Raw genomic sequence first — 24,614 nt, 5'->3', positions numbered from 1 at the left:
CGCTGCACGCCGCACAAACCCGGCGTGCATCATTTCTTCTTGTGCCGATCGGCCACCACGGTGGTCACGGCAGGTTTCACCGCCTGGGGCGAAATCGGCTTGGATGGCGATTTGTCCTGCTTGGGTTTTTTCGCTTCCTTGTTGCTGCGTTGCTGACCTTTGGCCATGATCTTCTCCGTTGCCGGCCCGCAGCGTGCGGGCGCATGCGGAAAGTGTAAGGGGCCGCAGTGTGCGGCGATGCCTCGGATGGCAAGGGCGCAAAATAGCGTCGATGAAACCACCCGCAAGACTGCAAGCACTCATTGAAGAAGGCCTGATCGACACCGTGGTGCGGCAGTTGATGAGCGGCAAGGAAGCCACGGTTTACGTGGTGCGCTGTGGCGATGAAACGCGCTGCGCCAAGGTCTACAAAGAGGCCACGCAGCGCAGCTTCCGCCAGGCGGTGGACTACACCGAAAACCGCAAAGTGAAGAATACGCGCCAGGCACGCGCCATGGCCAAGGGCACCCGTTTTGGTCGCCAGGCGCAGGAAGCTGCCTGGCAGAGTGCCGAGGTGGACGCGCTCTACCGTCTGGCGGCTGCTGGCGTGCGCGTGCCCAAGCCCTACAACTTCCACGACGGCGTGCTGCTGATGGACCTGGTGGTCGACGCGCAAGGTGATGCCGCACCGCGGCTCAACGACGTGCAGTTCACGCGCGAAGAGGCGCGCACGCATCACGCAACACTTCTGGCCGAGGTGGTGCGCATGCTGGGCGCGGGCGTGGTGCATGGTGACTTGTCCGAGTTCAACATTCTGCTGAGCGCCGACGGCCCGATCATCATCGACCTGCCGCAGGCGGTGGATGCAGCCGGCAACAACCACGCCAAGCGCATGCTGCTGCGCGACGTGGAGAACCTGCGCAATTTCTTCGGCCGCTTCGCGCCGGAGCTGCTGCATACCGACTACGGCCACGAAATCTGGGACCTGTACGAGCGCGGCGCGCTGCACGGCGATGCCGCGCTCACGGGGCGCTTCGAGCGTGTCGATGGGGTCGTGGATATGACCGGGGTGCTGCGTGAAATCGACGATGCCCGCGCCGAGGAATCCGCCCGCCGGCTGCGGCTGCAAACGGCCGGTGGCTGAGCGCGGCCGGGGCGTCATGCCCTGGCCCGAGGATGTGGCTGGGGGCAGACACGAGGTGTTGCGCACATCCCGGCAGCACCGACAATGCCCGGTTGGAGCCGCTACGGGGTGTGGCGCCCATTTCAAGGAGATCACCGCATGCAGATGCTGATGGAGTTTTTGCAGCTTTCGGAGTCCGAAGCCCAGGCCTTGGCGGATTGCGCGCCGGAACTCGCCTTGCGTGCCGAAGCATTCGCCAACTCGTTTCAGTCATCCATCCAGACCCCATCGACCCGCGATGCCATGCTGAGCTCCCTCAGCGATGAGCAATGCCGCCAGCTCGTCTCCATGCAGGCGCGGCATTACCGTGAGCTGCTGGAGGCGCAATACACCCTGGAGTTGCAGCACCGCATGGTTGAGGTGGGCAGCCTGTATTACCAGTGGGGGCTGCAGCCCATCTGGATCATGTCGGCTTCAGCGCTCTTCGCCGCTGATTTCGAGGCCTACGCTGCCGATCTGGCGCTGCAGCAACGCCGTCCGCTGATGGCCGCCCTGTACAAGCGGCTGCGTCGCGACGAGGCCTGGCAGATGGAGGGCTATCGCCAGGCCGGGGAAAGCGTGCGCCGCCAGCTGGAGCAGCGCCCCCTGCGCGACCCGCTCACCGGGCTGCTCAACCGCGCCGCGCTGGACGAGTTGCTGCCCAACGCCCTGGCGCGTGCCCGGCGCCACGGCACCAAAGTCGTCGTCGCGGTGCTCGACCTGGATGATTTCCGCACCCTGAACCAGGTGCACGGCACGGCGCTGGGCGATCTGGTGCTCGAACAGCTGGCCAGCCGCTTGCGCCGCGCCCTGCGCAAGACCGATCTGGTGGTGCGGCTCGAGGCTGACACCTTCGCCCTCGTGCTGGAGGACATCCAGCGCATCGCCAACATCGCCCCATTGCTCGAGCGCCTGCAGCTCGACCTCGACGTGCCCTACACCCTGTCCGACACCCTGCTGTGGCAATGCCCCTTGAGCATGGGCATCACGCTGTACCCCGACGACAACCAGGATCCTGCGGGCCTGCTTCGCCACGCCACGCAGACCATGCAGGCGATGAAGGACAACAAGAGCCAGCGCGAGCAGTTCTGGGCGGTGTACACCCCGCCGGCCTAGAGCTTTGCAGAAGTGCTCCCCTCATTGGCCCGGACCGCGGGGTGCGCCGGCAGCGGGACCCGGGGGCTTGTTGGGGAAGGCAGGCTGGCCGCGAGCTGCAGCAACTGCGCCGCCGCGGCCAGGGCGATGATTTCGGGTTGCTTGCCGCTGATGCCGCCAATGCCGATGGGGCAGACCAGGCGGGCGATGGATGCCTCCGGCAGGCCGCGTGCCTGCAGGCGGTGCGCGAAGCGCTCGCGCTTGCTTTTGGAGCCGATCAGCCCGAGCCAGCCGGCATCGCCGCGCCGCAGCACGGCTTCGCAGATCTGCTGGTCCAGCGCGTGGCTGTGGGTCATCACCAGGTAGAAGGCGCCGGGCGGGGTTTGCGCCACTTCGGCTTCCGGGCTGTCCACGGCGAGGCGGGTGATGCGCGCCGGGCCGTCGTGCTCGGCGGGGCCGGGCGCAGGAAATGCGGCGTCGCGCATGTCCACCCATTGCACCGCGCAGGGCAGGGTGGCGAGCAGCTTGATGAGCGCCCGGCCGACATGCCCGGCGCCATGCAATTGCAGGTGGAACAGCGGTTCCGGCCGAGGCAGCTCTGGAGCACGCCAGGGCAGGTAGCGCAGCGTCACCACGCCGCCGCAGCACTGGCCCAGGCTGGGGCCGAGGGCGTGGGTTTCTTGCTGCCCGCCAGCCAGCGCCGGATCGCCCCGCCACTGCGCCAAAAGTTTGCGGGCGCGCTGCAGCGCCAGCCATTCCAGGTGTCCGCCGCCAATGCTGCCTTGCGCATCGCGCGCCCGCACCAGCATGCGCGCGCCGACTTCGCGCGGCGCCGAACCCCGCACCTGCGCGACTTCGACGCAGACGGCTAGCGGCGGGACATGCGGGTTCGTCGTCATGCGGGCGCTCCGGGCTTCAGACGGCGGCCGTGCTGGTGCTGACGGAGGCGCCGGCGACCGGCTCGAAAGGCTGCGTCGCCGACACTCCGGCGCGCACCGCCTCGATGGCGTCGAGGATGGCTTCGGGCGTGGCCGGAGCGCGCAGCGGCGGGTCGATGCGGTGGTCGCCCACGGCGGAGACGGCATCGCGGATCGCCAGCAGCACCGAGAACGGCAGCAGCAGCGGCGGCTCACCCACGGCCTTGGAGCGGTGGATGGTGGGCTGGGCGTTGGGGTTGTCGAACAGCGCGGTGTGCAGCAGCGGCGGGCAGTCGTTGGCGGTGGGAATCTTGTAGGTGCTGGGGGCGTGGGTGAGCAGCAGGCCAGTCTCAGGAAAACGCCGGGCCGCCCCAAGTTCTCCTGCCCCCCGCGGGGGGGCTGACGCCTCAGCGGCAGGTTTGGGGGCACATTCCTGCTGCCAGACGAGTTCTTCCATCGTCAACCACCCCATGCCCTGGATGAAGGCGCCCTCGATCTGGCCGATGTCGATCGCCGGGTTCAGCGACTTGCCGGCGTCATGCAGGATGTCGGCGCGCAGCAGGCGCCATTCGCCGGTGAGCGTGTCCACCAGCACTTCGCTCACGGCGGCGCCGTAGGCGAAGTAGTAGAACGGGTGGCCGGTCAGGGTTTGCGCATTCCAGTGCAGATCGGGCGTGGTGTAGAAGCCGTCGCTCCATAGCTGCACGCGGGCCAGGTAGGCCTGTTGCACCAGCGTGGCGAAGGGCAGCGTCGTGGCGCCCGCATGCACCTGGCCGCCGCTGAAGCGCACCTGCTCGGCACGGCCGCCGTAGCGGTCGGCGGCGAACGCGGCGAGACGCTGACGCAGCGTGGATGCGGCGTCCAGCGCCGCCATGCCGTTGAGGTCGGCCCCGGTGGACGCAGCGGTGGCCGAGGTATTGGCCACCTTGTGGGTGTCGGTCGCGCTGCAACGCACGGCGGCAAAGTCCACCCCCAGTTCCTGCGCCACGACCTGCGCCACCTTGGTGTTCAGGCCCTGGCCCATTTCGGTGCCGCCGTGGTTCACCAGCACGCTGCCGTCGGCGTAGACATGCACCAAGGCGCCCGCCTGGTTCAGATGCGGCACGTTGAAGGAAATGCCGAATTTCACCGGCGTCAGCGCCAGCCCTTTTTTCAGCACCGGGCTGCGGGCGTTGAAGGTGGCCACTGCGGCGCGGCGTGCGGCGTAGTTCGCGCTTGCGGCAAGTTGGTCCACCAGCGGCCCGATGACGTTGTCGGTCACGCCCTGGCCGTAGGGCGTGACATGGCGCTGGCCGACGCCGTAGAAGTTGGCGCGGCGCACCTCCAGCGGGTCGCGCCCCAGCTTGCGGGCGATGGAGTCGAGCACGAACTCGGTGACCAGCGCGCCCTGCGGCCCGCCGAAGCCGCGAAACGCGGTGTTGCTCTGAGTGTTGGTCTTGGCCGCATGGCCGTGAATGGCGACGTTGGGCAGCCAGTAGGCGTTGTCCACATGGCAGATGGCGCGGGTGACGACGGCGCCCGAGAGGTCGGCCGAGTGCCCGGCGTTGGCGATCAGGGTCACGTCGTAGGCGAGGATGCGCCCGGCGTCGTCGAAGGCCATCGCATAGTCGTAGTCGAAGCCGTGGCGCCGGCCGGTGATGAGAAAGTCGTCGTCGCGGTCCAGGCGCAGCTTCACCGGGCGCTGCAGCTTGTGCGCCGCCAGCGCCGCGCAGCAGGCGAACTGCGCCGACTGCGACTCCTTGCCGCCGAAGCCTCCGCCCATGCGGCGGCATTCCACCTGCACCTGATGCTGCATCCAGCCCAGCATATGCGCCACCACATGCTGCATTTCGCTCGGGTGCTGGGTGGAGCACAGCACGCGCATGCCGGCGTTCTCGGTGGGCATGGCGTAGGCCACCTGGCCCTCCAGATAGAACTGTTCCTGCCCGCCCACGCTGAAGCTGCCGCGCAGGCGGTGCGGCGCTGCAGTCATGGCCTGTTGCAGCGCGCCGCGCCGGGCCTCGCGGCGCAAGTGCATGGAAGGAAGCACGTAATGGCCTTGCGCGTGCGCCTCGCGTGCCGTCAGCAGGGCGGGCAGGGGCTCGGCGCGAATCACCTCGCGTGCTTGGGCTGCGGCACGCCGCGCCAGCTCCTGCGATGCAGCCACCACCAGGAACACCGGCTGGCCGAAATAGCGCAAGTTGCCTTCGGCCAGGATGGGGTCGTCGTGAATCACCGGGCCGCAATCGTTCGTGCCCGGAACATCGTTCGCCGTGTACACCGCCACCACGCCGGGCAGGGCGCGAATGCGGTCCACATCCACCCCCAGCAACCTGCCGTGCGCCAGCGGCGAAAGCCCCAGCGCCGCATGCAGCGTGCCGGCGAGTTCGGGCGTGTCATCGGTGTAGGTGGCCTGGCCGCTCACATGCAGATGGGCCGATTCGTGCGGCGGGCTCACACCCACGCGGGCGCCCTCGCGCAGCGCCGGCCACTCGGCCTCGGCCCAGGCGGGGGTGCCGTGGCGGGCAAAGCCCGGGGTGGCGGGAGGGGTCGGCAGGGGATCGCGGGGTTTGTTCATCTGTCCGCCTCAAACCGCGCGCAGGGCTGGCGCCAAGCCGGCCCAGACGCTGGTTTGCGCTGGGCTCAAAGGCGCGTCGGCCCGGGTCTCCAGCCAGAAGCGCCACAGCAGGTTGCGCGCCACGCGCTGGCGGTGGGCGCTGCTGGCGCGCAGATCGCTGATGGGTTGGAAGTCGGCGTCCAGCGCCTGCATCGCGGCGCGCACGCTGGCCTCGTTCCAGGGCTGGCCGAGCAGCGCGGCTTCGGCGCTGGCGGCGCGTTTGACCACTGCCGCCATCCCGCCGAAAGCCAGGCGCACATGGGCCACTTGCTGTTGCGCATCCAGCCGCAGCGCCAGGCCGCAGCTCAGCGCGGAGATGTCGCAGTCGTAGCGTTTGGACAGCTTGTAGGCACGAAGCTGCAGCGGTTGAGCTTCATCCGCGTTTGTCGGCAGTGGCAGCTCGATGGCGCGCAGGAACTCGCCCGGCTGCAGCGCGTTTTTCATGTAGTCGAGATAGAACCCGGCCAGCGGCAGGCGGCGGGTGGCCTTGCCATGTTGCAGCAGCAGCACCGCGTCCAGCGCCAGCAGCACCGGGGCGCCGTCGCCGATGGGCGAGCCGTTCGCCACGTTGCCGCCCAGGGTGCCGGCATGGCGCACCGGGGGGCCTGCGAAGCGCAGCGCCATTTCGCGCAGCTCCGGCCAGGTTCGCACCAGCGCGGCCCAGGCATCTTCCAGCGGCACGGCGGCACCGATGCGCAGGGTGTCGCCGTCGCGCTCGATGGTTGCGAGTTCGGCGACGTCGCCGATGAAGAGCAGATCGCCGACGTCGCGGAACTGCTTGTTGGTCCACAGGCCGATGTCGGTGGCGCCCGCAAGGACGGTGAGCCTCCGGCCGCCTGCAGCGTCCGCCCCCCGAGGGGGCTGCGGCGTCGCCTTGCGGCGGCTCGGCGCCGACGCCGTGGCTGGCGCCGAATCACCACGCGCATTCGCCCGCAGCGAGGCAAAGGCACGCAGGCTGCGCGGGGCGATGAAGCGGTCGATGCGCGGCCGGCCCTCCGAGTCCGGGAAGGCTGGATGCGGCGCGGCGTAGATGTAGGGGTCGGGCGTGTCGGCTGCGATGCCTCGCAGCAGCGCGGCGATGGGCTCGGGGTCGAGGCGGGCGGCGGGCAGCGCGAACATGGCAAGGCCCGCATCCAGGATGGGGCGGTAGCCGGTGCAGCGGCAGAGGTTGCCGGAGAGGTCGTCGGCAAGTTGCTGGCGGCTGGGCCGGGTGCCGGTTTGCTGGTGGCGTTCGTAGGTGGCGTAGAGCGCCATGACGAAACCGGGCGTGCAGAAGCCGCATTGCGAGCCGTGGCAATCGACCATGGCCTGCTGCACCGGGTGCAGCGCGCGGCCGGGTGCCAGCGCCTGCAGGTCTTCCACCGTGAGCAGGGCCTTACCGTGCAGCGTGGGCAGGTAGCGGATGCAGGCGTTGACCGGGCGCAGGCGCAGCGGGCCGAGCTGAACGGCGCGGCTGTCGACCCTGGCATCGGCGTTGGTGCAGGTCTCGCCGGATGTGCCGTTGCCTGGCTTGGAGCTCGCGTGCGCCAGCTCGGCCACCACCACGGTGCAGGCGCCGCAATCGCCTTCGGCGCAGCCTTCCTTGGTGCCGGAGCAGTGGGCATGTTCGCGCAGCCATTGCAGCACGGTGGTGGTGACGGGCAGGCCGTCCACCTGGGCCAGGCTGCCGCGGTGGACGAAGCGGATGGGTTGGGTGTTCATCGACGTTTCAGTGCAACAAGGCGCAGGTGATGTTGCAAGTGGGATGCTGCAAGTATTGGGCCACGATCCGACAGGGTTGACATATGCTGAACTGTATACAAAACATGCGTTTCGGCTGATGCCGCAAAGGGCTGCACCATGAACAATCCGCTGGACTCCGTCGACCTGCATCTCATCCGCGTGCTGCATACCGTGCTTGCCGAATCCAGCGTGTCCCGCGCCGCCATGCGCCTGGGATCGACCCAACCCGCCGTCAGCAGCGCCTTGCGCCGCCTGCGCGCCATCACCGGCGACGAGCTGCTGGTGCGCAGCGGCAACGCGATGGTGCCCACCGCTTTCGGCGCCAGCCTGATCGAGCCCACCGCCTGCATCCTGCGCGAAGCCCAGCGCCTGGTGGAAGGTGCCGGCCGCTTCGATGCGGCGCGCAGCACGCGGCTGTTCCGCCTGGCCGCGGCCGACTACATGGACCCGGCCTTCCTGCCGCAGCTCATCGCCACGCTCAAGCGCGAAGCCCCGCAGTGCGGCGTGGACGTGCTGCCGCTCTCCGCCGCGCTCGACTACCGCCACGCCATGGCCGAGGGCGAGGTGGACGTGGTGCTGGGCAACTGGCTGGAGCCGCCGCAGGACCTGCATCTCGCGCCGCTGCTGGAAGACGAAATCGTCTGCCTGGTCGCGGCCGATCATCCGGCGCTGCGCCGCGGTCTCGACCTGCAACAGTACCTGCAGGCCGAGCATGTGGCGCCGTCGCCGCTGCGCGCCGCAGGCGAGGGCGTGATCGACCAGCATCTGCACCATCTTGGGCTGCAACGCCGCATCGCGGTGCATTGCGCCTTTTTCAACCTCATTCCCGGTCTGGTGGCACGCAGCCTGCTGGTGCTGACCACGGGCCGGCGCTTTTGCCAGCGCTATGTCGAAGCGGGACTGGCGGTGCGCATCCTGCCTTGTCCGGTGCCCTTTCCGCCGCTGACCTACTACCTGCTGTGGCATGCCCGCGCCCATCACGACACCGCGCACCGCTGGCTGCGCGAGCAGGTGCGCGAGGCGGCCAGCCGCTCGCCCACGGCTACCTGAGTCCGCCCCAGCCCCAGCTTCAACCCCGACAACCCCATCGCAACAACCGAACTGCCGCGACCCAAATCGACTTCGTTCCACACGCGCGAAGTGCCATAACCCGAATTCCCTTCCACCGAATTCCATCGCCATGTCGTCTCCCGCAGCAACTCCTCGCCCGAACCAGCCCCATGCGTCGAACCCGCGCCTCGCGCTGTGCGGCGACATCCTGCACTTCCTGCGCGACCCCGGCTGGAGCGAGGATGCCGCGGACGCGGTGCAGTTCGAGCCCGACGGCTGGCTGCTGATCGAACACGGCCGGGTGCACGCCGTGCACCCGGCCGACGACCCGCCGGACACGAGTTGGGCGCGGCAGGACTGGCGCGGCCATCTCCTCATGCCCGGCTTCATCGACCCGCATGTGCACGCGCCGCAGCTCGACGTCATCGCCTCCTTCGGCGCGGCCCTGCTCGACTGGCTGGAGCGCTACACCTTCCCGGCCGAAGCGCGCTACGCCGACCCCGAGCAGAGCCGCCTCGGCGCCGAGCGCTTCCTGCATGCCCTGCTGGCGCATGGCACCACCTCGGCGCTGGTCTACGCCACCGTGCACAAGACCAGTGCCGAAGCGCTGTTCGAGGTCGGCCAGCGCCTCGGCATGCGGCTCATCACCGGCAAGGTGCTGATGGACCGCAACTGCCCCGACGACCTGCGCGACGACGTGGAGCAGGCCGAGCGCGACTGCGTCGACCTCATCGAGCGCTGGCATGGCGCAGGCCGCCTGGCCTACGCCGTCACCCCGCGCTTCGCCGCCACCAGCAGCCCGCAGCAGCTCGCCATGGCCGGGCGCTTGTTGCAACGCTACGCCCAGAACGCCGGCGGCCTTTACATGCAGACCCATGTGGCCGAGAACCGCGAGGAAGTGCGCTGGATCGCCGAGCTGTTTCCCGACAGCCGCAGCTACCTCGACGTCTACGCCAGCCACGGCCTGCTCACGCGCCGCAGCATGCTGGCCCACGGCATCTGGCTCGACGATGCCGACCGTGCCAGGCTGGCGCAGGCCGGCAGCAGCATCGCTTTCGCCCCCTCGTCCAACCTGTTCCTCGGCAGCGGCCTGTTCAACTGGGCGCAGGCTGAAGACGCTGGCGTTGGCGTGGCCCCCGCCAGCGACGTGGGCGGCGGCACCAGCCTGTGCCAGCTGCGCACCCTGGCCGACGGCTACAAGGTGCTGGCGCTGCAGGGCCAGCGCCTCACCGCCTGGCAGGGCCTGTACGCCATCACGCGCGGCGCGGCGCGCAGCCTGGAGCTGGAGCCTGAAATCGGCCATTTCGCCCCCGGCACGGTGGCCGACGTGGTGGTGTGGCGCTGGGCCGAGGGCGCGGTGCAGCAGCGCCGGCAAGACCTGGCACGCAGCTTGCATGAGCGCTTGTTCGCCTGGATGACCTTGGCCGACGAGCGCAACGTCGCCGCCGTGTACTTGCGCGGATGCAAAATCGCGGCAGCGCAACAGCCAGCCGATGGCTGGAGTGGCGACAGCGCCGGGCATCTCGGGCCGTCTGGCACAACCACCGGATAAGCACAGCTCACAACAAGCGGTTGACAAGGCACAGGGATGGTCTGGCGGCTCGAACTCGAAGGCATCAGCAAGCGCTACCCCGGCGTGGTGGCGAACGATGCCGTGAGCCTGCGGGTCGCGCCGGGGCAGATCCACGCCGTGCTGGGCGAGAACGGCGCGGGCAAATCCACGCTGATGAAAATCATCTTCGGCGCGGTGCAGCCCGACGCCGGCAGCATCCGCTTCGACGGCGAAGCCGTGCTCATGCGCAACCCCCATGCGGCCCGTGCCCTGGGCGTGGCCATGGTGTTCCAGCATTTCTCGCTGTTCGACACCCTGAGCGTGGCCGAGAACGTCTGGCTCGGGCTGGGGAAGGACGTCAAGCTCGCCGAGGTGACGCGCCGCATTCGCGACGTAGCGGCCGGCTACGGCCTGGACATCGCCCCCGAGCGCCCGGTGCACACCCTGTCGGTGGGCGAGCGCCAGCGGGTGGAAATCATCCGTGCCCTGCTCACCGACCCCAAGCTGCTCATCCTCGACGAACCCACCTCGGTGCTGGCACCGCAGGCGGTGCACAAGCTGTTCGACACCCTGCGCAAGTTGGCGGCCACTGGCTGCAGCATTCTCTACATCAGCCACAAGCTCGACGAAATTCGCGCCCTGTGCCACCACTGCACGGTGATGCGCGCAGGCAAGGTGGTGGCCGAGGTGGACCCGGCGCAGGAGAGCAACGCCAGCCTTTCGCGCCTGATGATCGGCGCCGACATCGCGCTGCCCACGCGCCGGCCGGCACAACCGGGCGCCGTGGCGCTGGAGCTGGCGGGCCTGAACCAGCCCGCCGCCGACCCCTACGGCGTGGCCTTGCAGGACCTGAGCCTGCAACTGCGCGCCGGTGAAATGCTGGGCATCGCCGGCGTCTCGGGCAACGGCCAGCAGGAGTTGCTGGCGGTGCTGTCGGGCGAGGACGCGCGCACGCCGCGCGGTGCACTGGCGCTGTTCGGCAAACCGCTCGCCGGCACCAGCCCCGGCCAGCGCCGCCGCGCCGGCCTGCGCGTGGTGCCGGAAGAACGCCTGGGCCGTGGCGCCGTGCCGGCGCTGGACCTCGCGGCCAACACCCTGCTCACCCACACCGGCGCCGACACCGTGCGCCACGGCTGGTTGCGCTGGGGCGCGGTGAGCGCGCGGGCGCAAGCCATCATCACCCGCTTCGGCGTGCGTGCCGCAGGACCGCAGGCGGCGGCGCAAAGCCTGTCGGGCGGGAATTTGCAGAAGTTCATCGTCGGCCGTGAAATCACCGGTGCCCCCAGGGTGCTGGTGGTGGCGCAGCCCACCTGGGGCGTGGACGTGGGTGCGGCGGCGCAGATCCGCGGCGAACTGCTGGCGCTGCGCGACGCCGGTTGCGCGCTGCTGGTCATTTCCGAGGATCTGGACGAATTGTTCGAAATCTGCGACCGCATCGCCGTCATCGCCCGTGGCCGGCTGTCGCCCGCGCTGCCCATCGCCGAGGCCACGGTAGAGCGCATCGGCCAGTGGATGAGCGGGCTGTGGGACGCCGCCGCGCCCCCTCCCGACCTCCCCCGCGGGGTGGGGGAGGAGGAAACCGTCTTCGGACGAGCAGACGCTGCATCGGCCGCCATGCCGGGTGCAAACGCCGCGCCTGGCTCCTTCCCCGCGGGCGGGGAAGGCCGGGATGGGGAGCGCGGGACAGCGTGTGAGAGGAGCCAGCATGCTCAGGCTTGAACCCCGCGCCGCGCCCTCGCGCACCATGTTGTTGCTGTCGCCGCTCATCGCCTTGGCTGTCACGGTGTTGTTCGGCGCGGCGCTGTTCGCCGTGCTCGGCAAAAGCCCGCTGGCCGGCCTGGCGCTGTTTTTCGTCGAGCCGGTGAAAAGCCTCTACGGCCTGGCCGAGCTGGGGATGAAGGCCACGCCGCTGATCCTCTGCGGCCTGGGCCTGGCGGCCTGCTACCGCGCCAATGTCTGGAATATCGGCGCCGAAGGGCAGTTCGTGCTCGGCGCCATTGCAGCCGGTGGTGTGGCGCTGCTGGCGGGGGACGACACCACGCGCTGGGTGCTCGTGCCCATCCTGCTCGCCGGGGTGCTGGGCGGCATGGCCTGGGCGGGCATCGTCGCGTTTTTGCGCGACCACTTCCATGCCAATGAAATTCTCACCAGCCTGATGCTGGTGTACGTGGCGCAATACCTGCTCGACGATTTGGTGTACGGGCCGTGGAAAGACCCGAACGGCTACAACTTTCCGCAGACCGCGTTGTTCGCCGCCTCGACGACCTTGCCCAAGCTCATTCCCGACACCCGGCTGAACATCGGCTTCGCCATCGCCATGGCCGCGGTGGTGGCGATGAGCCTGTTCATGCGCCGCACGCTGCAGGGCTTTCGCCTCATCGTCGGCGGACAGGCGCCGGATGCGGCGCGCTACGCCGGGTTCTCGGCGCGCAAATCGTTGTGGACGGTGCTGCTGCTGTCGGGCGGCATGAGCGGCCTGGCCGGCGCGCTCGAGGCCGTGGGGCCGCTCGGCCAGCTCACGCCGCACGTGTCGCAGGGCTATGGTTTCGCCGCCATCATCGTGGCCTTCGTCGGCCGGCTCAATGCGGTGGGCATCGTGTTCTCGGGCCTGCTCATGGCCATGTTCTACATCGGCGGCGAGCTGGCGCAGTCGCGCCTGGGCCTGCCCAACGCCATGACCGGCGTGTTCCAGGGCCTGTTGCTGTTCTGCCTGCTGGCGGCCGATACCCTGGTCACCCATCGCGTGCGCCTTGCGCATACCGGAGTGCGCCATGCATGAATTCGCGCTGCTGCTGGCCTCGGCGCTGTCCGCCGGCACGCCCCTCGCATTGGCCTCGCTGGGCCTGCTGGTCAACGAGAAGTCGGGCGTGGTCAACCTCGGCGCCGAGGGCATGATGCTGATGGCCGCGATCGCCGGCTTCGCCGTGGCCGTGACCACCGGCAACCAGTGGCTGGCCTTCGGCGCGGGCGCGGTGGTGGGCAGCCTGCTCGCGGCCCTGGTCGGCCTGCTGGTGCTGTGGCTGGGCACCAACCAGTACGCCACCGGGCTCGCGCTCAGCCTGTTCGGCGCCGGGTTGTCGGCCTTTCTCGGGCTGAACTATGTCGGTCGCAACCTGCCGCCTTTCGGCCATGTGGACATTCCCTGGTTGTCGCAACTGCCGTTCTTCGGCGTGGCGCTGTTCTCGCATCACCTCATGGTGTATGTCGCCATGCTGCTGGCGCTGGGCATCCACCTGTTCCTGCATCGCACCCGCGCCGGGCTGGTGCTGCGCGCGGTGGGCGAATCGCCGCAATCGGCCCATGCGCTGGGTTATCCGGTGCGGCGCATTCGCCTGCTGGCGCTGATGGCGGGTGGCGCGCTGTGCGGCGTGGCCGGGGCCTATCTGTCGGTGATCTACACGCCGATGTGGGTGCAGGGCATGACCGCGGGGCGCGGCTGGATCGCGCTGGCGCTCACCACCTTCGCCACCTGGCGGCCGGCACGGGTGCTGCTCGGCGCCTACCTGTTCGGCGGCGTGACCATGCTGCAGTTCTACTTCCAGGGCGCGGGCGTGCAGGTGCCGTCGCAGTTGCTGTCGATGCTGCCCTATGTCGCCACCATCGTGGTGCTGGCGCTGATGTCGCGCAACCCCACCTGGATCCGCATCAACATGCCGGCCTCGCTGGGCAAGGTGTTCCGGCCGACGGGGTGAGCCGGGCCGCGCTTTGGCACAGGGTCGTGTCACGCCTTGGCACGAAAATTGTATACAGTTCATGTCACACCACCACTCGGAGAGCACAGATGCAGAACAGGGATCGGATTCGTTTATTGGGCGCCTCGCTGGCGCTGGGCGCTGCGGGCCTGCCGCGGCTGGCGCAGGCGGCAGCGCCGCTGAAGGTGGGCTTCATCTACGTCGGCCCGGTGGGCGACGCCGGCTGGAGCTATGCCCACGACCAGGCGCGCAAGGCGCTGCAGGCGCACTTTGGCGCGCGCATCAGCACCCAGTTCGTGGAAAACGTGCCCGAAGGCCCGGACGCCGCGCGCGTGCTGCGCGACCTGTGCCAGCAGGGCGACGGCCTTGTTTACGCCACCAGTTTCGGCTTCATGGAATCGGTGCTGCGCGTGGCGCGCGACTTCCCCAAGGTCAAGTTCGAGCACGCCACCGGCTACAAGACCGCCGCCAACGTCGGCACCTACGACGCCCGCACCTACGAAGGTGCCTACATGGCCGGCATCATCGCCGGCGGCATGACCAAGAGCAATGTGCTGGGCGTGGTGGGCTCGGTGCCCATTCCCGAAGTGCTGCGCAATATCAACTCGTACACGCTGGGCGCGCAGTCGGTCAACCCCAGGGTGAAGGTCAAGGTGGTGTGGGTGAACAAGTGGTTCGATCCGCCCAAGGAGACCGAGGCCGCCACCTCGCTGGTCAACCAGGGCGCCGACGTGCTGTTCCAGAACACCGATTCCCCCGCCGTGCTGCAGACCGCCGAGAAGCTGGGCAAGTACGCCTTCGGCTGGGACAGCGACATGGCCAAGTTCGGCCCCAAGGCGCATCTGGCTTCGGCCATCATCGACTGGACTCCCATCTATATCTTCGAGACCGGCAAGGTGCTCGACAACAGCTGGAAGCCGGCGCAAATCTGGTGGGGCGTGGAGCATGGCGCCATCGACCTGGTGTCCGTCTCCAGCGTGGTGCCGGAAAAAATTCGCAGCCGCGTCGCGCAGGTCAAGGCCGGGTTGAAGGACGGCAGCTTCAGCATCTGGAGCGGCCCCATCCTCGGCCAGAACGGCGCCACCGTCCTGGCCGCCGGAGCCAAGGCCGACGACAAGTTCCTGCATGGCATCGACTTCTACGTCAAGGGCGTGGAAGGCCAGGTGCCGGGCAAGTAAGCGGCGGGACCAGGGTCGGACGAGGCGCGTTCAGGGGCCAATATGGGAGCTGCAGACGTGGATATGGCGAGCCAGCGGCAGGCGCTGCTGGCCGCCGTGTGCGCCGCGCCCAAGGCCGAATTGCATGTGCACATCGAAGGCACGCTCGAACCCGAGCTGGCCTTCGCGCTGGCGCGGCGCAACGGGGTGACGCTGCGTTGGCGCAGCAGCGCGGAGCTGCGCGCCGCCTACGCCTTCGACAGCCTGCAGTCCTTTCTCGACCTGTACTACGCCGGCTGCGACGTGCTGCGCACCGAGCAGGATTTCTTCGACCTGGCCTGGGCCTACTTCCGGCGCGCGGCCAGCGACCGCGTGGTGCGGGCCGAGGTCTTCTTCGACCCGCAGAGCCACACCGCGCGCGGCATCGGCTTCGACGTGTTCATGCCCGGCCTGCTGCGCGCCGCCGCGCGCGCGCAGCAGCAGCTGGGTCTGAGCGTGGCCTACATCCTCTCCGTGCTGCGGCATCTGAGCGAGGACGATGGCATCGCCACGCTGCAGGCGGCGCAACCCTGGGCGCAGCACTTCATCGGCCTCGGGCTCGACTCGTCCGAGCGCGGCAATCCGCCGGAAAAATTCGCGCGGCTCTACGCCCAGGCCCGCGCGCAGGGCCTGCGGCTGGTGGCGCACGCTGGCGAGGAGGGGCCGGCGGCCTATGTGCGCGACGCGCTGGACCTGCTCGGCGCCGAGCGCATCGACCACGGCGTGCATGCGGCCGACGACACCGCGCTGGTACGGCGGCTGGCGGCCGAAGGCATTGCGCTCACCGTCTGCCCGCTGTCGAACGTGAAGCTGTGCGTGTTCCCCGACATGGCGGCGCACAACCTGCCGGCGCTGTTGCACGCGGGGGTGAGGGTCATGGTGAATTCCGACGACCCGGCCTATTTCGGCGGCTACGTCAACGCCAACTACCAGGTCCTGCTCGCCGCGCATCCCGAGCTGGACAGCGGCGACGCCTACCGCCTGCTGCGCAACAGCCTGAAGGCGAGCTTCGCGCCGGCCGGCCAGATTGCAGCCTGGGTCGGGAAGCTTGACGCCCATTGGCGTGCGCAGGGGCTCGACGCGGGGTGATGGTGTCGATTTCGTAGCCGGATGCAGCGCAGCGCAATCAGCGGGTGCCGCGCGATGCATCGGCCATCCGGGTTGCCCTGACTGCGCGCAGTTCAGGCAAGTTGTTGCGCTCGATGTTGGAGGCCGCCGCAGAAAACCGTGGGCTGTCCCCATGCTGTTCTGCAACGATTCATGGGCTCGCGGGCGTAGCTTGCCGGTCCGCCTGAGCGCCTTGTTGGGTGCGCCTGAAACTCGGCTTATAAATGGCGAGAAGAAAAGCGACCACAAGCATGAGAAAGTTGGCTATTCCATACAGGTCTTCTTGGGCCTTGAGCGGCATGTAAGTCGGCAGAAGCTGACCCTGCGCTGCGCTTTGCTCGGCAATGCTGGTCACTTGACTGACCAACGGAGCGAGGATGAAGGTGCCGTTCAGGAGGATCAAGGCGGCCAGCACGAGCTTGGCGATGAGCCATCGGTGTTCAACAAGACGGTACTTGCCTGCGAGCGCTGTCAGGCCACCTGCAACGATCAGAACCCACATGCCGGGAATCGTCAGCGCCCAAGTGATCGCCGACACAAACAGCCGCTGATGATCGATAAGCACCGCATCGGTGCTTGCGCCAACGACTGAGTTCATGACGATCGACGGCAGGATGCCCCCCAGAAACATGACGAGGCCAATGAGATGCAGCAATTTTGCGGTCTTTTTCACAAGCCTCTCCTGATTTGAAGCGCAGCTATCAATTGGCTCGCGGGCGTAGCCTGCCGGCCAGCTTGATTCCGTCGTGGAAGTTCATGCCCATGAGGATGAGCTGCACGACGCCGACGATCAGTTCCACAATCTGCACGGCATAGAACGCCGCGTCGAACTCGCCGGCTGCGGCGTTGCCGTTGAGAAAAATCGCCGCTGGAATCATCACGAGCAAGCCGTTGGCGCCGATGATTGCCATGCGCTTTTTCTTCCGGTCGAGGAGCCATCCTTTGCGCGTCTTGCCAAGCGCGAAGCCGGAGCCGCCGGCGGCGGCCATGAACGGCACCAGCAGGAAGAGGCCGTCAACAATGGCGTGCTTGACTGCGGCCACGGCGGCATGGCCCAGGAACAGCTCCGAGACCAGGGTGGAAGTCCAGAAGCCGGCGATGATGAGCATCGCTGTGGCGCCGGCGATGGCGTGGGCGATGGGTTTCATGGTCGGGCGCCTTTCTTCGGAACGGGGGAATCGAGCCGTTCATGAATGGCGTTCAGGGTTTGCAGCGCCTTCTTGAGGTCTTGCAGAGGAAGGCCGCCAACGAGACCGTTGGCCCAGGCCGCTTCCAGGGCCATCGCCTTGGCAAAGGCGCGGTTGCCCAGTCCGGTCAGGGCGTAGAGAGGGGATCGTTCATGACGCGGATTGAGGCGCTGCTCGAAGAAGCCGTCCTCCTCCAGCTTGTTGAGCTGCTTCTGCGCCCCCTGCCGGGTGATGCCCATCGCTTCGGCGATCTGCGGCGCAGAAAGGGGCTTGCCGGCGAGTGCCACGGCACCCAGCACTTGCCAGCGGGCGCTGGTGAGATTGAGGGGCTCGACCAGCTGGTCGCCTTTCTCCAGCAGGCGGCCATTCACGCGGAAGACCGCGAGCATGATGTCGGTCAGGATGGTGGCGGGGTTGGGCTGGGTTGTCACAGTGGATTCCTTGATCACCTGTTGGATTTCGCGGCCGTCCGTTTGATGACTGCCCGGCTCACATAACGGCAACAAGTTTCCATTATCGAAAACTGGTTGTCAATACTGCGAAGCAGCATCGGAGGCAAGCGGCGGTTCCCGAGCCTCCGGCAAGCCGGGCGCAGACTGCAGCAGCGGCGAGCGTTATCCGCCCGTCCGTGAGGCGCGCCACGCAGCTGTTGCATCATTCGCCCATGCACTGGACCTATCTCGCCATCGCCATCGTCACCGAGGTCATCGCCACCTCGGCGCTCAAGGCCACCGCCGGCTTCACCCGCTTCGCCCCCGCCATCGTCGTGGTGCTGGGCTATGGCGCGTCGTTCTACTTCCTGGCGCTGGTCCTGCGCACCATTCCCGTGGGTCTCACCTATGCCATCTGGTCGGGCGTGGGCATCGTGCTGATTTCCCTGATCGGCTTCGTGGTGTACCGCCAGACCCTGGATGCGGCGGCCATCGCCGGCATCGCGCTGATCGTCGCCGGCGTGCTGGTGATCAACCTGTTCTCGCGTTCCATGCCGCACTGAGCGCGAGCCTCCGACATGCGCGCTTCCTACAATCCCCGCGTTCCACCGCGGCGGAGCTGCTCCCGGCCGCAGCGGTGTTCATGTCGGGAGCCATGTCGAGGTCAACCATGTCACAAAACCTCAGTCGCAGGCGGCTGCTCGCCGGCCTCGCGTCTGCCGGCGCCACGGCGCCGTTCGCCCGGGCGCAAAACCACCCACCCGGTTCGCCGGCAGCGATTCGTGAACCGCTGCGCGTGGCCTTCGTCTACGTCACGCCCATCGGCGCCACGGGCTGGACGGCGCAGCACGAAAAGGGCCGGCTGCACATGCAGCGGGCGCTGGGCGATGCCGTGCGCAGCCGCCACGTGGCCAACGTGCCCGAGGGGCCGGATGCCGAGCGCGTGGTGCGCGAGCTGGCGCGCCAGGGCGAGCAGCTTATCTTCACCACCAGCTTCGGCTACATGGAGTCCGTGCTGCGCGTCGCGCGCGACTACCCTGGCACCCGCTTCGAGCAATGCTCGGGCTACAAGCTCGCCGCCAACGTCGGCGCCTACAACGGCCGCTTCTACCAGGGCCGCTACCTGGCCGGCATGGTGGCCGGGCACATGAGCCTGCAGGGCCGCCAGCCGCCAGAGTCGGCTGGCCTTCGCGACGTCCCAGCCAGCGCAGGCAGGCTTGGAGCCGCGGCACTCAGCCCCAAAGGCGAATTCCCTCCTGGAGGGACGGCGCGCAGCGCCCAGGGCGCCAAGTCCAGCAGGCGCGGCGTGGCCGGCATGGTGGCGTCGTTTCCCATTCCCGAAGTCATCCAGGGCATCAACGCCTTCACGCTGGGCATGCGCGCCGTCAACCCCGAGGCGCGCATGAAGGTGGTGTGGGCGAACACCTGGTACGACCCCGGCCGCGAGGCCGACGCGGCGCGCGCGCTGATCGCCCAGGGCGCGGAGGTGCTGACCCACCACACCAACTCCCCGGCCGCCGTGCAGGTGGCGCAGGAGGAGGGCCGCTGGGCGGTGGGCTATTGCAGCGACGAGGCGCAGTTCGGCCCGCGCGCCCAGCTCACCGCCGTCACCCTGCACTGGGGCGACTTCTACGTGGGCACGGTGCGCGAGGCGCTGGCCGGGCGCTGGAAGCCGGACAACGTCTGGGGCGGGATGGGCCAGGGCTTCGTGCGCCTGGCGCCGTTCCTTCCGGCAGTGCCCGAGGCCGTGCGGCAGCAGGTGCTGGCACGCCAGCGCGACATCGCCCAGGGCCGCTTCCAGCCCTTCTCGGGCCGCATCCTGGACAACCGCGGCGGCGTGATGCTCGACGGCGGAGCCATGAGCGATGCGCAGATCCAGGCGATGAACCGCTACGTGATGGGCGTGGACGGCGAGCTTCCGCGCGCCTGAGGCTGCAACCTTGGGGCTTGAAAGCGCGGGCAGGCCCTAGCCGCGCGTGGCGCGGCGGCGCACGCAGTCCACATAGGCATCGCCATCGGGCGGCAGGCCGCTGCGCTGCGCCGTCCACAGCATTTCGCCCAGGCATTCCATCACCGCATGCTGGGCCTCGTGTTCGCCCAGCTTGGCTGCAAGCAGCTGAAAGGCCTGCTTGATGCCCGGCGGCTGGTCGATGGACACCTGCTCGGTGATCGACAGGTGCATCGACAGGTGCAGGAAGGGGTTGGTTCGCCCCTGCTCCACCGCGTAGTCGCGCTCCTGCGCGTCGGGCGCGGCCAGATCGTCGTGGTATTCGGGGTGCTGCCCCATCCATTGCACGGCGATGAGTTCCAGCGGCGTGAGCACGCTGCCCTCGCGGTGGCGGCGCCAGGCATCGGTGAAAAACAGGCGGACTTCGCCCTTGCTGGGGTTGAACATGGCAGGGTTGGGCTTGACGGGGTGCGCTGCGAAAATGCGGCTGTTGTTGCAACATAGCAGCGTGTTCCAATCCAACGAGAAAAACCCATGCACACCCTGAATGATGAAGCCCAGCGCCTGCTGTTCACCGAGGCCCGCACCCACAACCGCTTCACCGCCGAACCGGTTCCAGACGCCCTGTTGCACCAGCTCTACGACCTGATGAAATGGGGCCCGACTTCAGCCAACTGCAGCCCGGCGCGCCTCGTGTTCGTCAAGTCGCCCGAGGCCAAGGCCAAGCTGGCGCCCTGCATGAGCGAAAGCAACCGCGACAAAACCTTGCAGGCGCCGGTCAACGTCATCGTCGGCATGGACATGGCGTTCTACGACAAGCTGCCCGAGCTGTTTCCGCACAACCTCACGGCCAAGAGCTGGTTCGAGGGCAAGCCCGAATTCATCGCCGCCACGGCCATGCGCAACTCCAGCCTGCAGGGCGCGTATTTCATGCTGGCCGCACGCGGCCTGGGGCTGGACTGCGGCCCGATGAGCGGGTTCGATGCAGACGCGGTCAACGCCGCCTTTTTCGCCGGCGCCGCCGTGAAGGCCAACTTCATCTGCAACCTCGGCCACGGCGATCCGGCCGGCCTGTTCCCGCGCAGCCCGCGCCTGGCCTTCGAGCAGGCCTGCCGCATCGCCTGATTGCCCGCCCGCGGGTCGGGCCGCGCATGTTCTTCGCGGCGGATGCGCGATCTTCGGGCGGCGGTGTGTTGCTCAGAAACCTGGCGCTTGAAGTGCGCTTGGGGCCTGCAACCGGGAGGCCCGGCTTGTTCCCCTGCATGGGCATGGCTTAAGCTGCTGGCTGAATGCAGTCCGCAGCTTTGGGGGGGAAGAAAACATGCCGGTCGTCGTCATTGCCAATCCCAAGGGGGGCGTGGGCAAATCCACGCTATCGACCCAGCTCGCGGGGTATTGGGCCACCCAGGGCCACAAGACCATGCTGGGCGATGCCGACCGGCAGCAGTCGTCCAGGCTGTGGTTGTCGCTGCGGCCGCAACAGGCCGCGCCGATTGGCACCTGGAAGCTGGGGCCGGACTACATCGCCCGCCCGCCCGAAGGCACCAGCCATGTGGTGATCGACACCCCGGCAGGCCTGCATGGCTGGCGCTCCAACGACGTGCTGCGCATGGCCAACAAGCTCATCGTGCCGGTGCAGGCGTCGATTTTCGACATCTACGCCGCGCAGGACTTTCTCGCCAAGCTGCGGGAAGACCGCAAGTTGAAGGATTTGGACGTGGGCCTGGTGGGCGTGCGCGTGGATGAGCGCACCCGTGCGGCCGAGCAGCTGCGCGAGTTTTTTTCCCGCTTGCCCTATCCCTTGCTGGGCATGCTTCGGCCCACCACGACCTACGCCCACATGGCCGCCCACGGCCTCACGCTATGGGACGTGAATCCCCATCAGGTGGAGAAAGATCTGAACCAGTGGGCCGGCATCGTCCGCTGGGCGGACGCACGCTGAACCACCCTTTCGGGTTCCTCAGGCCGTCACTTTGCTGGGTGTGATCAGGCCCAACAAGGCCGAGCGGTTGATGCGGAACAGGCGGGGGCCGACATGCTCCACCATGCCGTCGCGCTCGAACTGCGCAATCACGCGGCTGGCCGTTTCCAGCGCCACGCCGAGCATGGCGCCCAGGTCGCTGCGCTTCGGTAAGGTGATGGTGTCGTTCAGTTCCGGCTCCGCCAGTTTGAGCAGCAGCCGCGCCATGCGCGAAGGGATGGTGCCCGAGCCCAGCAGCAGCGCCCATTCGTCGGTTTCGCGCAGCGCATGGTGCCAGCGCTCCAGGAACTCCTGGCGCAGATTGGGCACATGCTCTTCCAGCCTGCGAATCACATCCACCGGAATGCGGCAAACGCGCACGGCGCCAATGGCCGAAGCGTGGTGCATATAGGGCTGCTGGATGAAGCATTCCAGGCCCACCAGGTCGCCGCGCTTGGCCACGCGGGTGATGCGGCGGGTGCCGTCGGGCAGCACGCGCTCCAGTTTCACGAAGCCGGTCTTGATGGTGTAGAGCCACTCGCCGCGCGTGCCTTCGCTGAACAGCAACTGGCCGGCGGAGAACTGCATATCGTCGATGACCTGGTGAATTTCGTCGAAATCCTCCATCCCCAGGGCGCCGAACAGGGCAATGCGCCGCACTCCGCAATTGCGGCAGTCGGCGGCACCGCGCCAGGCGCTCACCACTTCGCTATGCGCAACGCGCTTGCCTGGCGGCATGGCCGGGTTGCCCTTGCGCAAGGCATCAACGGAAATTCGGGCGAAGTCGACAGCTGTATCCATGGCATTTCCTTGAGAGTGCGCAATATTAGTGTTCACTGATATATGGTTGTCAATACGGGTTTTTCGTGGAAATGATCCGTATAAACCCGAATATTCGTGGCCGGACTCGGTGCATTGTCGAAATACAGTCTGAATTGAGATCAAGTTGCATGTCGTTGGTCCTTAACAATGTCACAAAATGTCGCAGCTGCAGCGCGGCTCCCATGCCATGTTCGGGGCCATGCCAGCCTTGCGTATGCGTCGGCCCCTCGCCCTACACTGCCCCTTTTCTCACCAAGTTCACAACCCATGAACGTTTTGCCTGCCTCGGGTATGAATCTCCAGCAACTGGCGGGGCGTGACGCGCAGCGCGCCTTGAGTGAGGACGTGGGCACGGGCGATCTCACCGCCGCGCTGATCGACCCGCGTGCCCAGGCCGCCGCCCGCGTCATCGCGCGCGAGCGCGCCGTACTCTGCGGTCAACCCTGGGCCGAGGCCGCCGCGCGCCAGGTGGACGCCTCGATTCAGCTGCGCTGGCTGGTGGCCGAAGGCGGCACGATGGAGCCCGACCAGACCGTTCTCGAACTGCAGGGGCCAGCCCGCGCCTTGCTCACCGCCGAGCGCACCCTGCTCAACTTCCTGCAATTGCTCTCGGGCGTGGCCAGCCACACCGCCGAATACGTGCACGCAGTCGCCGGCACGCGGGCGAAAATCGTGGACACCCGCAAAACCCTGCCCGGTCTGCGCGAGGCGCAGAAATATGCGGTGCGCGTGGGCGGCGGCCACAACCATCGCATGGGGCTGTACGACGGCATCCTCATCAAGGAAAACCACATTGCCGCAGCCGGCGGCGTCACACCCGTGCTGCAGCAGGCGCACAAGCTGGCGCCGCCCGGCGTGTTCGTGCAGGTGGAGGTGGAAACCTTGGCCCAACTGCGCGAAGCCCTGGCCGCCAATGCGCGCATGGTGCTGCTCGACAACATGAACCTGGAGCAACTGCGCGAGGCCGTGGCCATCAACGCCGGCCGTGCCGAACTGGAAGTGTCCGGCGGGGTCGAACTTTCAACCGTGCGAGCGCTTGCAGAAACCGGGGTGGACCGCATCTCCATCGGCAAGCTGACCAAAGACGTGTTGGCGGTGGATTTTTCCATGCGCTTTACCGGGGTGTGAACGGCATGGGCTTCGGCCATGTCGCGTGGATTAGCTTTACAACATTGTTCAGTCTGCTATTGATCGTTTTTGGCATCTAAACGACGGGATCATCCATGTCAGCGACCTTCCCCATTGCCGTTGAAAGCCCGGTGTGCGGCACCCAGCCCGCCTGGGCGCGTGTGCCGCAAGAGCCAAGCCAGGAACGCCGCTCCAAGCTGCAAGAGCAGTGCCGCGATCTGCTCGCACGCGAAAACGCCGTGCTCGTGGCGCACTACTACGTCCACCCCGACCTGCAGGACCTGGCGCTGGAAACCGGAGGCTGTGTCTCTGACTCCCTTGAAATGGCGCGCTTCGGCCGTGATCACCCGGCAAAAACGCTCATCGTCGCCGGTGTGCGCTTCATGGGCGAGACCGCCAAGATGCTGTCGATGGACAAGCGCGTGCTCATGCCCGAGCTCGACGCCACCTGCTCGCTCGACATCGGCTGCCCGGCCGACGCCTTCACCGCTTGGTGCGACGCCCACCCCGGCCATACCGCCGTGGTCTATGCCAACACCAGCGCCGCCGTGAAAGCACGTGCCGACTGGGTCGTCACCTCCAGTTGCGCCGTGGACATCGTGCGGCACTTGAAAGCGCGTGGCGAAAAAATCCTCTGGGCGCCCGACCGCCACCTGGGCAATTACATCCAGCGCGAAACCGGCGCCGACATGCTGCTGTGGCAGGGCTCCTGCATCGTGCACGACGAATTCAAGGCGTTGGAACTGGAACTGCTCAAGCGCGATCATCCCGAGGCCAGGGTGCTGGTGCACCCCGAATCCCCCGCCGCCGTCATCGCCCTGGCCGACGCCGTGGGCTCCACATCCCAAATTCTCAAAGCCGCGCGCGAGATGCAGGCGCACACTTACATCGTGGCCACCGACAACGGCATGTTCCACGCCCTGCGCCAGCAAAACCCCGGGAAAATCTTCCTCGAAGCTCCCACCGCCGGCAACAGCGCCACCTGCAAAAGCTGCGCCCACTGCCCCTGGATGGCCATGAACGGCCTCGAAGGCCTGGCCCATGCCCTGAAAACGGGCAGCGGCGAGATC

Annotated in this window: 24 protein-coding genes; 15 read left to right on the top strand and 9 right to left on the bottom strand. The window is 67.7% G+C overall.

Annotation, left to right across the window (positions count from 1 at the left end; all coding sequences use genetic code 11):
• Window positions 1-29 precede the first annotated feature (29 nt).
• On the bottom strand, window positions 30-167 hold the full coding sequence (locus ACYCUK_RS13420; RefSeq protein ID WP_461595225.1) for a hypothetical protein: 138 nt from the start codon (window positions 165-167) through the stop codon (window positions 30-32).
• A 104-nt stretch (window positions 168-271) separates the two neighbouring features.
• Here ACYCUK_RS13420 and ACYCUK_RS13415 point away from each other — a divergent pair, with 104 nt between their 5' ends.
• The gene (locus tag ACYCUK_RS13415) at window positions 272-1,123 is read left to right on the top strand and encodes a PA4780 family RIO1-like protein kinase (RefSeq protein ID WP_461595224.1); all 852 of its coding nucleotides are present in this window, start codon (window positions 272-274) and stop codon (window positions 1,121-1,123) included.
• Between the two features lie 138 nt (window positions 1,124-1,261).
• Window positions 1,262-2,257 carry a diguanylate cyclase domain-containing protein gene (locus ACYCUK_RS13410; protein ID WP_461595223.1) on the top strand — a complete coding sequence of 332 codons (996 nt, stop codon included), beginning with the start codon at window positions 1,262-1,264 and terminating at the stop codon, window positions 2,255-2,257.
• Here the strand turns inward: ACYCUK_RS13410 and xdhC are convergent.
• Genes xdhC through xdhA form a run of 3 tightly spaced genes read right to left on the bottom strand, consistent with a single transcriptional unit; the run spans window position 2,254 to window position 7,450 of the window.
• Window positions 2,254-3,135, bottom strand: coding sequence for a xanthine dehydrogenase accessory protein XdhC (xdhC, locus tag ACYCUK_RS13405; RefSeq protein WP_461595222.1), 882 nt, complete (start codon window positions 3,133-3,135; stop codon window positions 2,254-2,256). The genes ACYCUK_RS13410 and xdhC overlap by 4 nt on opposite strands.
• Before the next feature lie 16 nt (window positions 3,136-3,151).
• On the bottom strand, window positions 3,152-5,710 hold the full coding sequence (gene xdhB, locus ACYCUK_RS13400; RefSeq protein WP_461595221.1) for a xanthine dehydrogenase molybdopterin binding subunit: 2,559 nt from the start codon (window positions 5,708-5,710) through the stop codon (window positions 3,152-3,154).
• Window positions 5,711-5,719: 9 nt separating this feature from the next.
• Complete coding sequence (xdhA, locus tag ACYCUK_RS13395) at window positions 5,720-7,450, bottom strand: xanthine dehydrogenase small subunit (RefSeq protein WP_461595220.1); 1,731 nt, start codon at window positions 7,448-7,450, stop codon at window positions 5,720-5,722.
• Window positions 7,451-7,588: 138 nt separating this feature from the next.
• On the opposite strand from xdhA, the gene ACYCUK_RS13390 reads away from it, so the two are divergent.
• From ACYCUK_RS13390 to ACYCUK_RS13360, 7 genes are all read left to right on the top strand, one after another.
• Entirely contained in the window at window positions 7,589-8,521 is a 933-nt protein-coding gene (locus ACYCUK_RS13390) for a LysR family transcriptional regulator (RefSeq protein WP_461595219.1), read from the top strand.
• Between the two features lie 130 nt (window positions 8,522-8,651).
• A complete protein-coding gene (guaD, locus tag ACYCUK_RS13385; RefSeq protein WP_461595218.1) occupies window positions 8,652-10,073 on the top strand; it encodes a guanine deaminase in 1,422 nt (473 codons plus the stop codon).
• A 36-nt stretch (window positions 10,074-10,109) separates the two neighbouring features.
• A complete protein-coding gene (locus tag ACYCUK_RS13380) occupies window positions 10,110-11,792 on the top strand; it encodes an ABC transporter ATP-binding protein (RefSeq protein ID WP_461595217.1) in 1,683 nt (560 codons plus the stop codon).
• Window positions 11,779-12,852, top strand: a complete 1,074-nt coding sequence (locus ACYCUK_RS13375; RefSeq protein ID WP_461595216.1) for an ABC transporter permease — start codon at window positions 11,779-11,781, stop codon at window positions 12,850-12,852. Before ACYCUK_RS13380 ends, ACYCUK_RS13375 begins: the two co-directional genes overlap by 14 nt.
• Window positions 12,845-13,765, top strand: a complete 921-nt coding sequence (locus ACYCUK_RS13370) for an ABC transporter permease (protein WP_461595215.1) — start codon at window positions 12,845-12,847, stop codon at window positions 13,763-13,765. Before ACYCUK_RS13375 ends, ACYCUK_RS13370 begins: the two co-directional genes overlap by 8 nt.
• Window positions 13,766-13,854: 89 nt before the next feature.
• Complete coding sequence (locus tag ACYCUK_RS13365; RefSeq protein WP_461595214.1) at window positions 13,855-14,943, top strand: BMP family ABC transporter substrate-binding protein; 1,089 nt, start codon at window positions 13,855-13,857, stop codon at window positions 14,941-14,943.
• A gap of 63 nt (window positions 14,944-15,006) precedes the next feature.
• Complete coding sequence (locus ACYCUK_RS13360; RefSeq protein ID WP_461595213.1) at window positions 15,007-16,050, top strand: adenosine deaminase; 1,044 nt, start codon at window positions 15,007-15,009, stop codon at window positions 16,048-16,050.
• A gap of 169 nt (window positions 16,051-16,219) precedes the next feature.
• Here ACYCUK_RS13360 and ACYCUK_RS13355 read toward each other — a convergent pair whose 3' ends face one another.
• Genes ACYCUK_RS13355 through ACYCUK_RS13345 form a run of 3 tightly spaced genes read right to left on the bottom strand, consistent with a single transcriptional unit; the run spans window position 16,220 to window position 17,686 of the window.
• Complete coding sequence (locus ACYCUK_RS13355) at window positions 16,220-16,741, bottom strand: DUF2269 family protein (protein WP_461595212.1); 522 nt, start codon at window positions 16,739-16,741, stop codon at window positions 16,220-16,222.
• Between the two features lie 28 nt (window positions 16,742-16,769).
• A complete protein-coding gene (locus ACYCUK_RS13350) occupies window positions 16,770-17,216 on the bottom strand; it encodes a hypothetical protein (RefSeq protein WP_461595211.1) in 447 nt (148 codons plus the stop codon).
• Window positions 17,213-17,686 carry a MarR family winged helix-turn-helix transcriptional regulator gene (locus ACYCUK_RS13345; protein ID WP_461595210.1) on the bottom strand — a complete coding sequence of 158 codons (474 nt, stop codon included), beginning with the start codon at window positions 17,684-17,686 and terminating at the stop codon, window positions 17,213-17,215. The genes ACYCUK_RS13350 and ACYCUK_RS13345 overlap by 4 nt, the downstream gene beginning before the upstream one ends.
• A 233-nt stretch (window positions 17,687-17,919) precedes the next feature.
• On the opposite strand from ACYCUK_RS13345, the gene ACYCUK_RS13340 reads away from it, so the two are divergent.
• Together ACYCUK_RS13340 and ACYCUK_RS13335 are read left to right on the top strand one after the other, a co-directional pair.
• Window positions 17,920-18,249 (top strand): DMT family transporter, encoded by a 330-nt coding sequence (locus tag ACYCUK_RS13340; protein WP_461595209.1) that lies wholly within the window; start codon window positions 17,920-17,922, stop codon window positions 18,247-18,249.
• 107 nt (window positions 18,250-18,356) lie between these two features.
• Window positions 18,357-19,616, top strand: coding sequence for a BMP family ABC transporter substrate-binding protein (locus ACYCUK_RS13335; RefSeq protein WP_461595208.1), 1,260 nt, complete (start codon window positions 18,357-18,359; stop codon window positions 19,614-19,616).
• A 36-nt stretch (window positions 19,617-19,652) separates the two neighbouring features.
• Here the strand turns inward: ACYCUK_RS13335 and ACYCUK_RS13330 are convergent, their stop codons facing one another.
• Window positions 19,653-20,081, bottom strand: coding sequence for a DUF1841 family protein (locus tag ACYCUK_RS13330; RefSeq protein WP_461595207.1), 429 nt, complete (start codon window positions 20,079-20,081; stop codon window positions 19,653-19,655).
• Window positions 20,082-20,168: 87 nt separating this feature from the next.
• Here ACYCUK_RS13330 and ACYCUK_RS13325 point away from each other — a divergent pair, with 87 nt between their 5' ends.
• Window positions 20,169-20,759, top strand: a complete 591-nt coding sequence (locus ACYCUK_RS13325) for a malonic semialdehyde reductase (protein WP_461595206.1) — start codon at window positions 20,169-20,171, stop codon at window positions 20,757-20,759.
• A gap of 196 nt (window positions 20,760-20,955) precedes the next feature.
• A complete protein-coding gene (locus tag ACYCUK_RS13320) occupies window positions 20,956-21,576 on the top strand; it encodes a ParA family protein (protein WP_461595205.1) in 621 nt (206 codons plus the stop codon).
• Between the two features lie 18 nt (window positions 21,577-21,594).
• Here the strand turns inward: ACYCUK_RS13320 and ACYCUK_RS13315 are convergent, their stop codons facing one another.
• Entirely contained in the window at window positions 21,595-22,395 is an 801-nt protein-coding gene (locus ACYCUK_RS13315) for a Crp/Fnr family transcriptional regulator (RefSeq protein ID WP_461595204.1), read from the bottom strand.
• 288 nt (window positions 22,396-22,683) lie between these two features.
• On the opposite strand from ACYCUK_RS13315, the gene nadC reads away from it, so the two are divergent.
• Both nadC and nadA read left to right on the top strand, forming a co-directional pair.
• Complete coding sequence (gene nadC / locus ACYCUK_RS13310; protein ID WP_461595203.1) at window positions 22,684-23,544, top strand: carboxylating nicotinate-nucleotide diphosphorylase; 861 nt, start codon at window positions 22,684-22,686, stop codon at window positions 23,542-23,544.
• A gap of 95 nt (window positions 23,545-23,639) precedes the next feature.
• A partial coding sequence (nadA, locus tag ACYCUK_RS13305) for a quinolinate synthase NadA (protein WP_461595202.1) occupies window positions 23,640-24,614 on the top strand: 975 nt, incomplete at its 3' end.

The sequence above is a fragment of the Thiomonas sp. genome (assembly GCF_054608695.1).
The sequence above is the reverse complement of the archived record's forward strand: the minus strand, read 5'-3'. Positions and strand labels throughout refer to the sequence as shown.

Bases quoted from the DNA above. Each gene is read 5' to 3' on its own strand.
- ACYCUK_RS13365 (WP_461595214.1), top strand. From the start codon at position 13,855: ATGCAGAACAGGGATCGGATTCGTTTATTGGGCGCCTCGCTGGCGCTG.
- ACYCUK_RS13320 (WP_461595205.1), top strand. From the start codon at position 20,956: ATGCCGGTCGTCGTCATTGCCAATCCCAAGGGGGGCGTGGGCAAATCC.
- ACYCUK_RS13410 (WP_461595223.1), top strand. From the start codon at position 1,262: ATGCAGATGCTGATGGAGTTTTTGCAGCTTTCGGAGTCCGAAGCCCAG.
- ACYCUK_RS13350 (WP_461595211.1), bottom strand. From the start codon at position 17,216: ATGAAACCCATCGCCCACGCCATCGCCGGCGCCACAGCGATGCTCATC.
- ACYCUK_RS13340 (WP_461595209.1), top strand. From the start codon at position 17,920: ATGCACTGGACCTATCTCGCCATCGCCATCGTCACCGAGGTCATCGCC.
- xdhC (WP_461595222.1), bottom strand. From the start codon at position 3,135: ATGACGACGAACCCGCATGTCCCGCCGCTAGCCGTCTGCGTCGAAGTC.
- ACYCUK_RS13370 (WP_461595215.1), top strand. From the start codon at position 12,845: ATGCATGAATTCGCGCTGCTGCTGGCCTCGGCGCTGTCCGCCGGCACG.
- ACYCUK_RS13330 (WP_461595207.1), bottom strand. From the start codon at position 20,081: ATGTTCAACCCCAGCAAGGGCGAAGTCCGCCTGTTTTTCACCGATGCC.
- ACYCUK_RS13325 (WP_461595206.1), top strand. From the start codon at position 20,169: ATGCACACCCTGAATGATGAAGCCCAGCGCCTGCTGTTCACCGAGGCC.
- ACYCUK_RS13415 (WP_461595224.1), top strand. From the start codon at position 272: ATGAAACCACCCGCAAGACTGCAAGCACTCATTGAAGAAGGCCTGATC.
- xdhA (WP_461595220.1), bottom strand. From the start codon at position 7,450: ATGAACACCCAACCCATCCGCTTCGTCCACCGCGGCAGCCTGGCCCAG.
- xdhB (WP_461595221.1), bottom strand. From the start codon at position 5,710: ATGAACAAACCCCGCGATCCCCTGCCGACCCCTCCCGCCACCCCGGGC.
- ACYCUK_RS13420 (WP_461595225.1), bottom strand. From the start codon at position 167: ATGGCCAAAGGTCAGCAACGCAGCAACAAGGAAGCGAAAAAACCCAAG.
- ACYCUK_RS13390 (WP_461595219.1), top strand. From the start codon at position 7,589: ATGAACAATCCGCTGGACTCCGTCGACCTGCATCTCATCCGCGTGCTG.
- ACYCUK_RS13360 (WP_461595213.1), top strand. From the start codon at position 15,007: ATGGCGAGCCAGCGGCAGGCGCTGCTGGCCGCCGTGTGCGCCGCGCCC.
- ACYCUK_RS13375 (WP_461595216.1), top strand. From the start codon at position 11,779: ATGCTCAGGCTTGAACCCCGCGCCGCGCCCTCGCGCACCATGTTGTTG.
- ACYCUK_RS13335 (WP_461595208.1), top strand. From the start codon at position 18,357: ATGTCACAAAACCTCAGTCGCAGGCGGCTGCTCGCCGGCCTCGCGTCT.
- guaD (WP_461595218.1), top strand. From the start codon at position 8,652: ATGTCGTCTCCCGCAGCAACTCCTCGCCCGAACCAGCCCCATGCGTCG.
- ACYCUK_RS13380 (WP_461595217.1), top strand. From the start codon at position 10,110: ATGGTCTGGCGGCTCGAACTCGAAGGCATCAGCAAGCGCTACCCCGGC.
- nadC (WP_461595203.1), top strand. From the start codon at position 22,684: ATGAACGTTTTGCCTGCCTCGGGTATGAATCTCCAGCAACTGGCGGGG.
- ACYCUK_RS13315 (WP_461595204.1), bottom strand. From the start codon at position 22,395: ATGGATACAGCTGTCGACTTCGCCCGAATTTCCGTTGATGCCTTGCGC.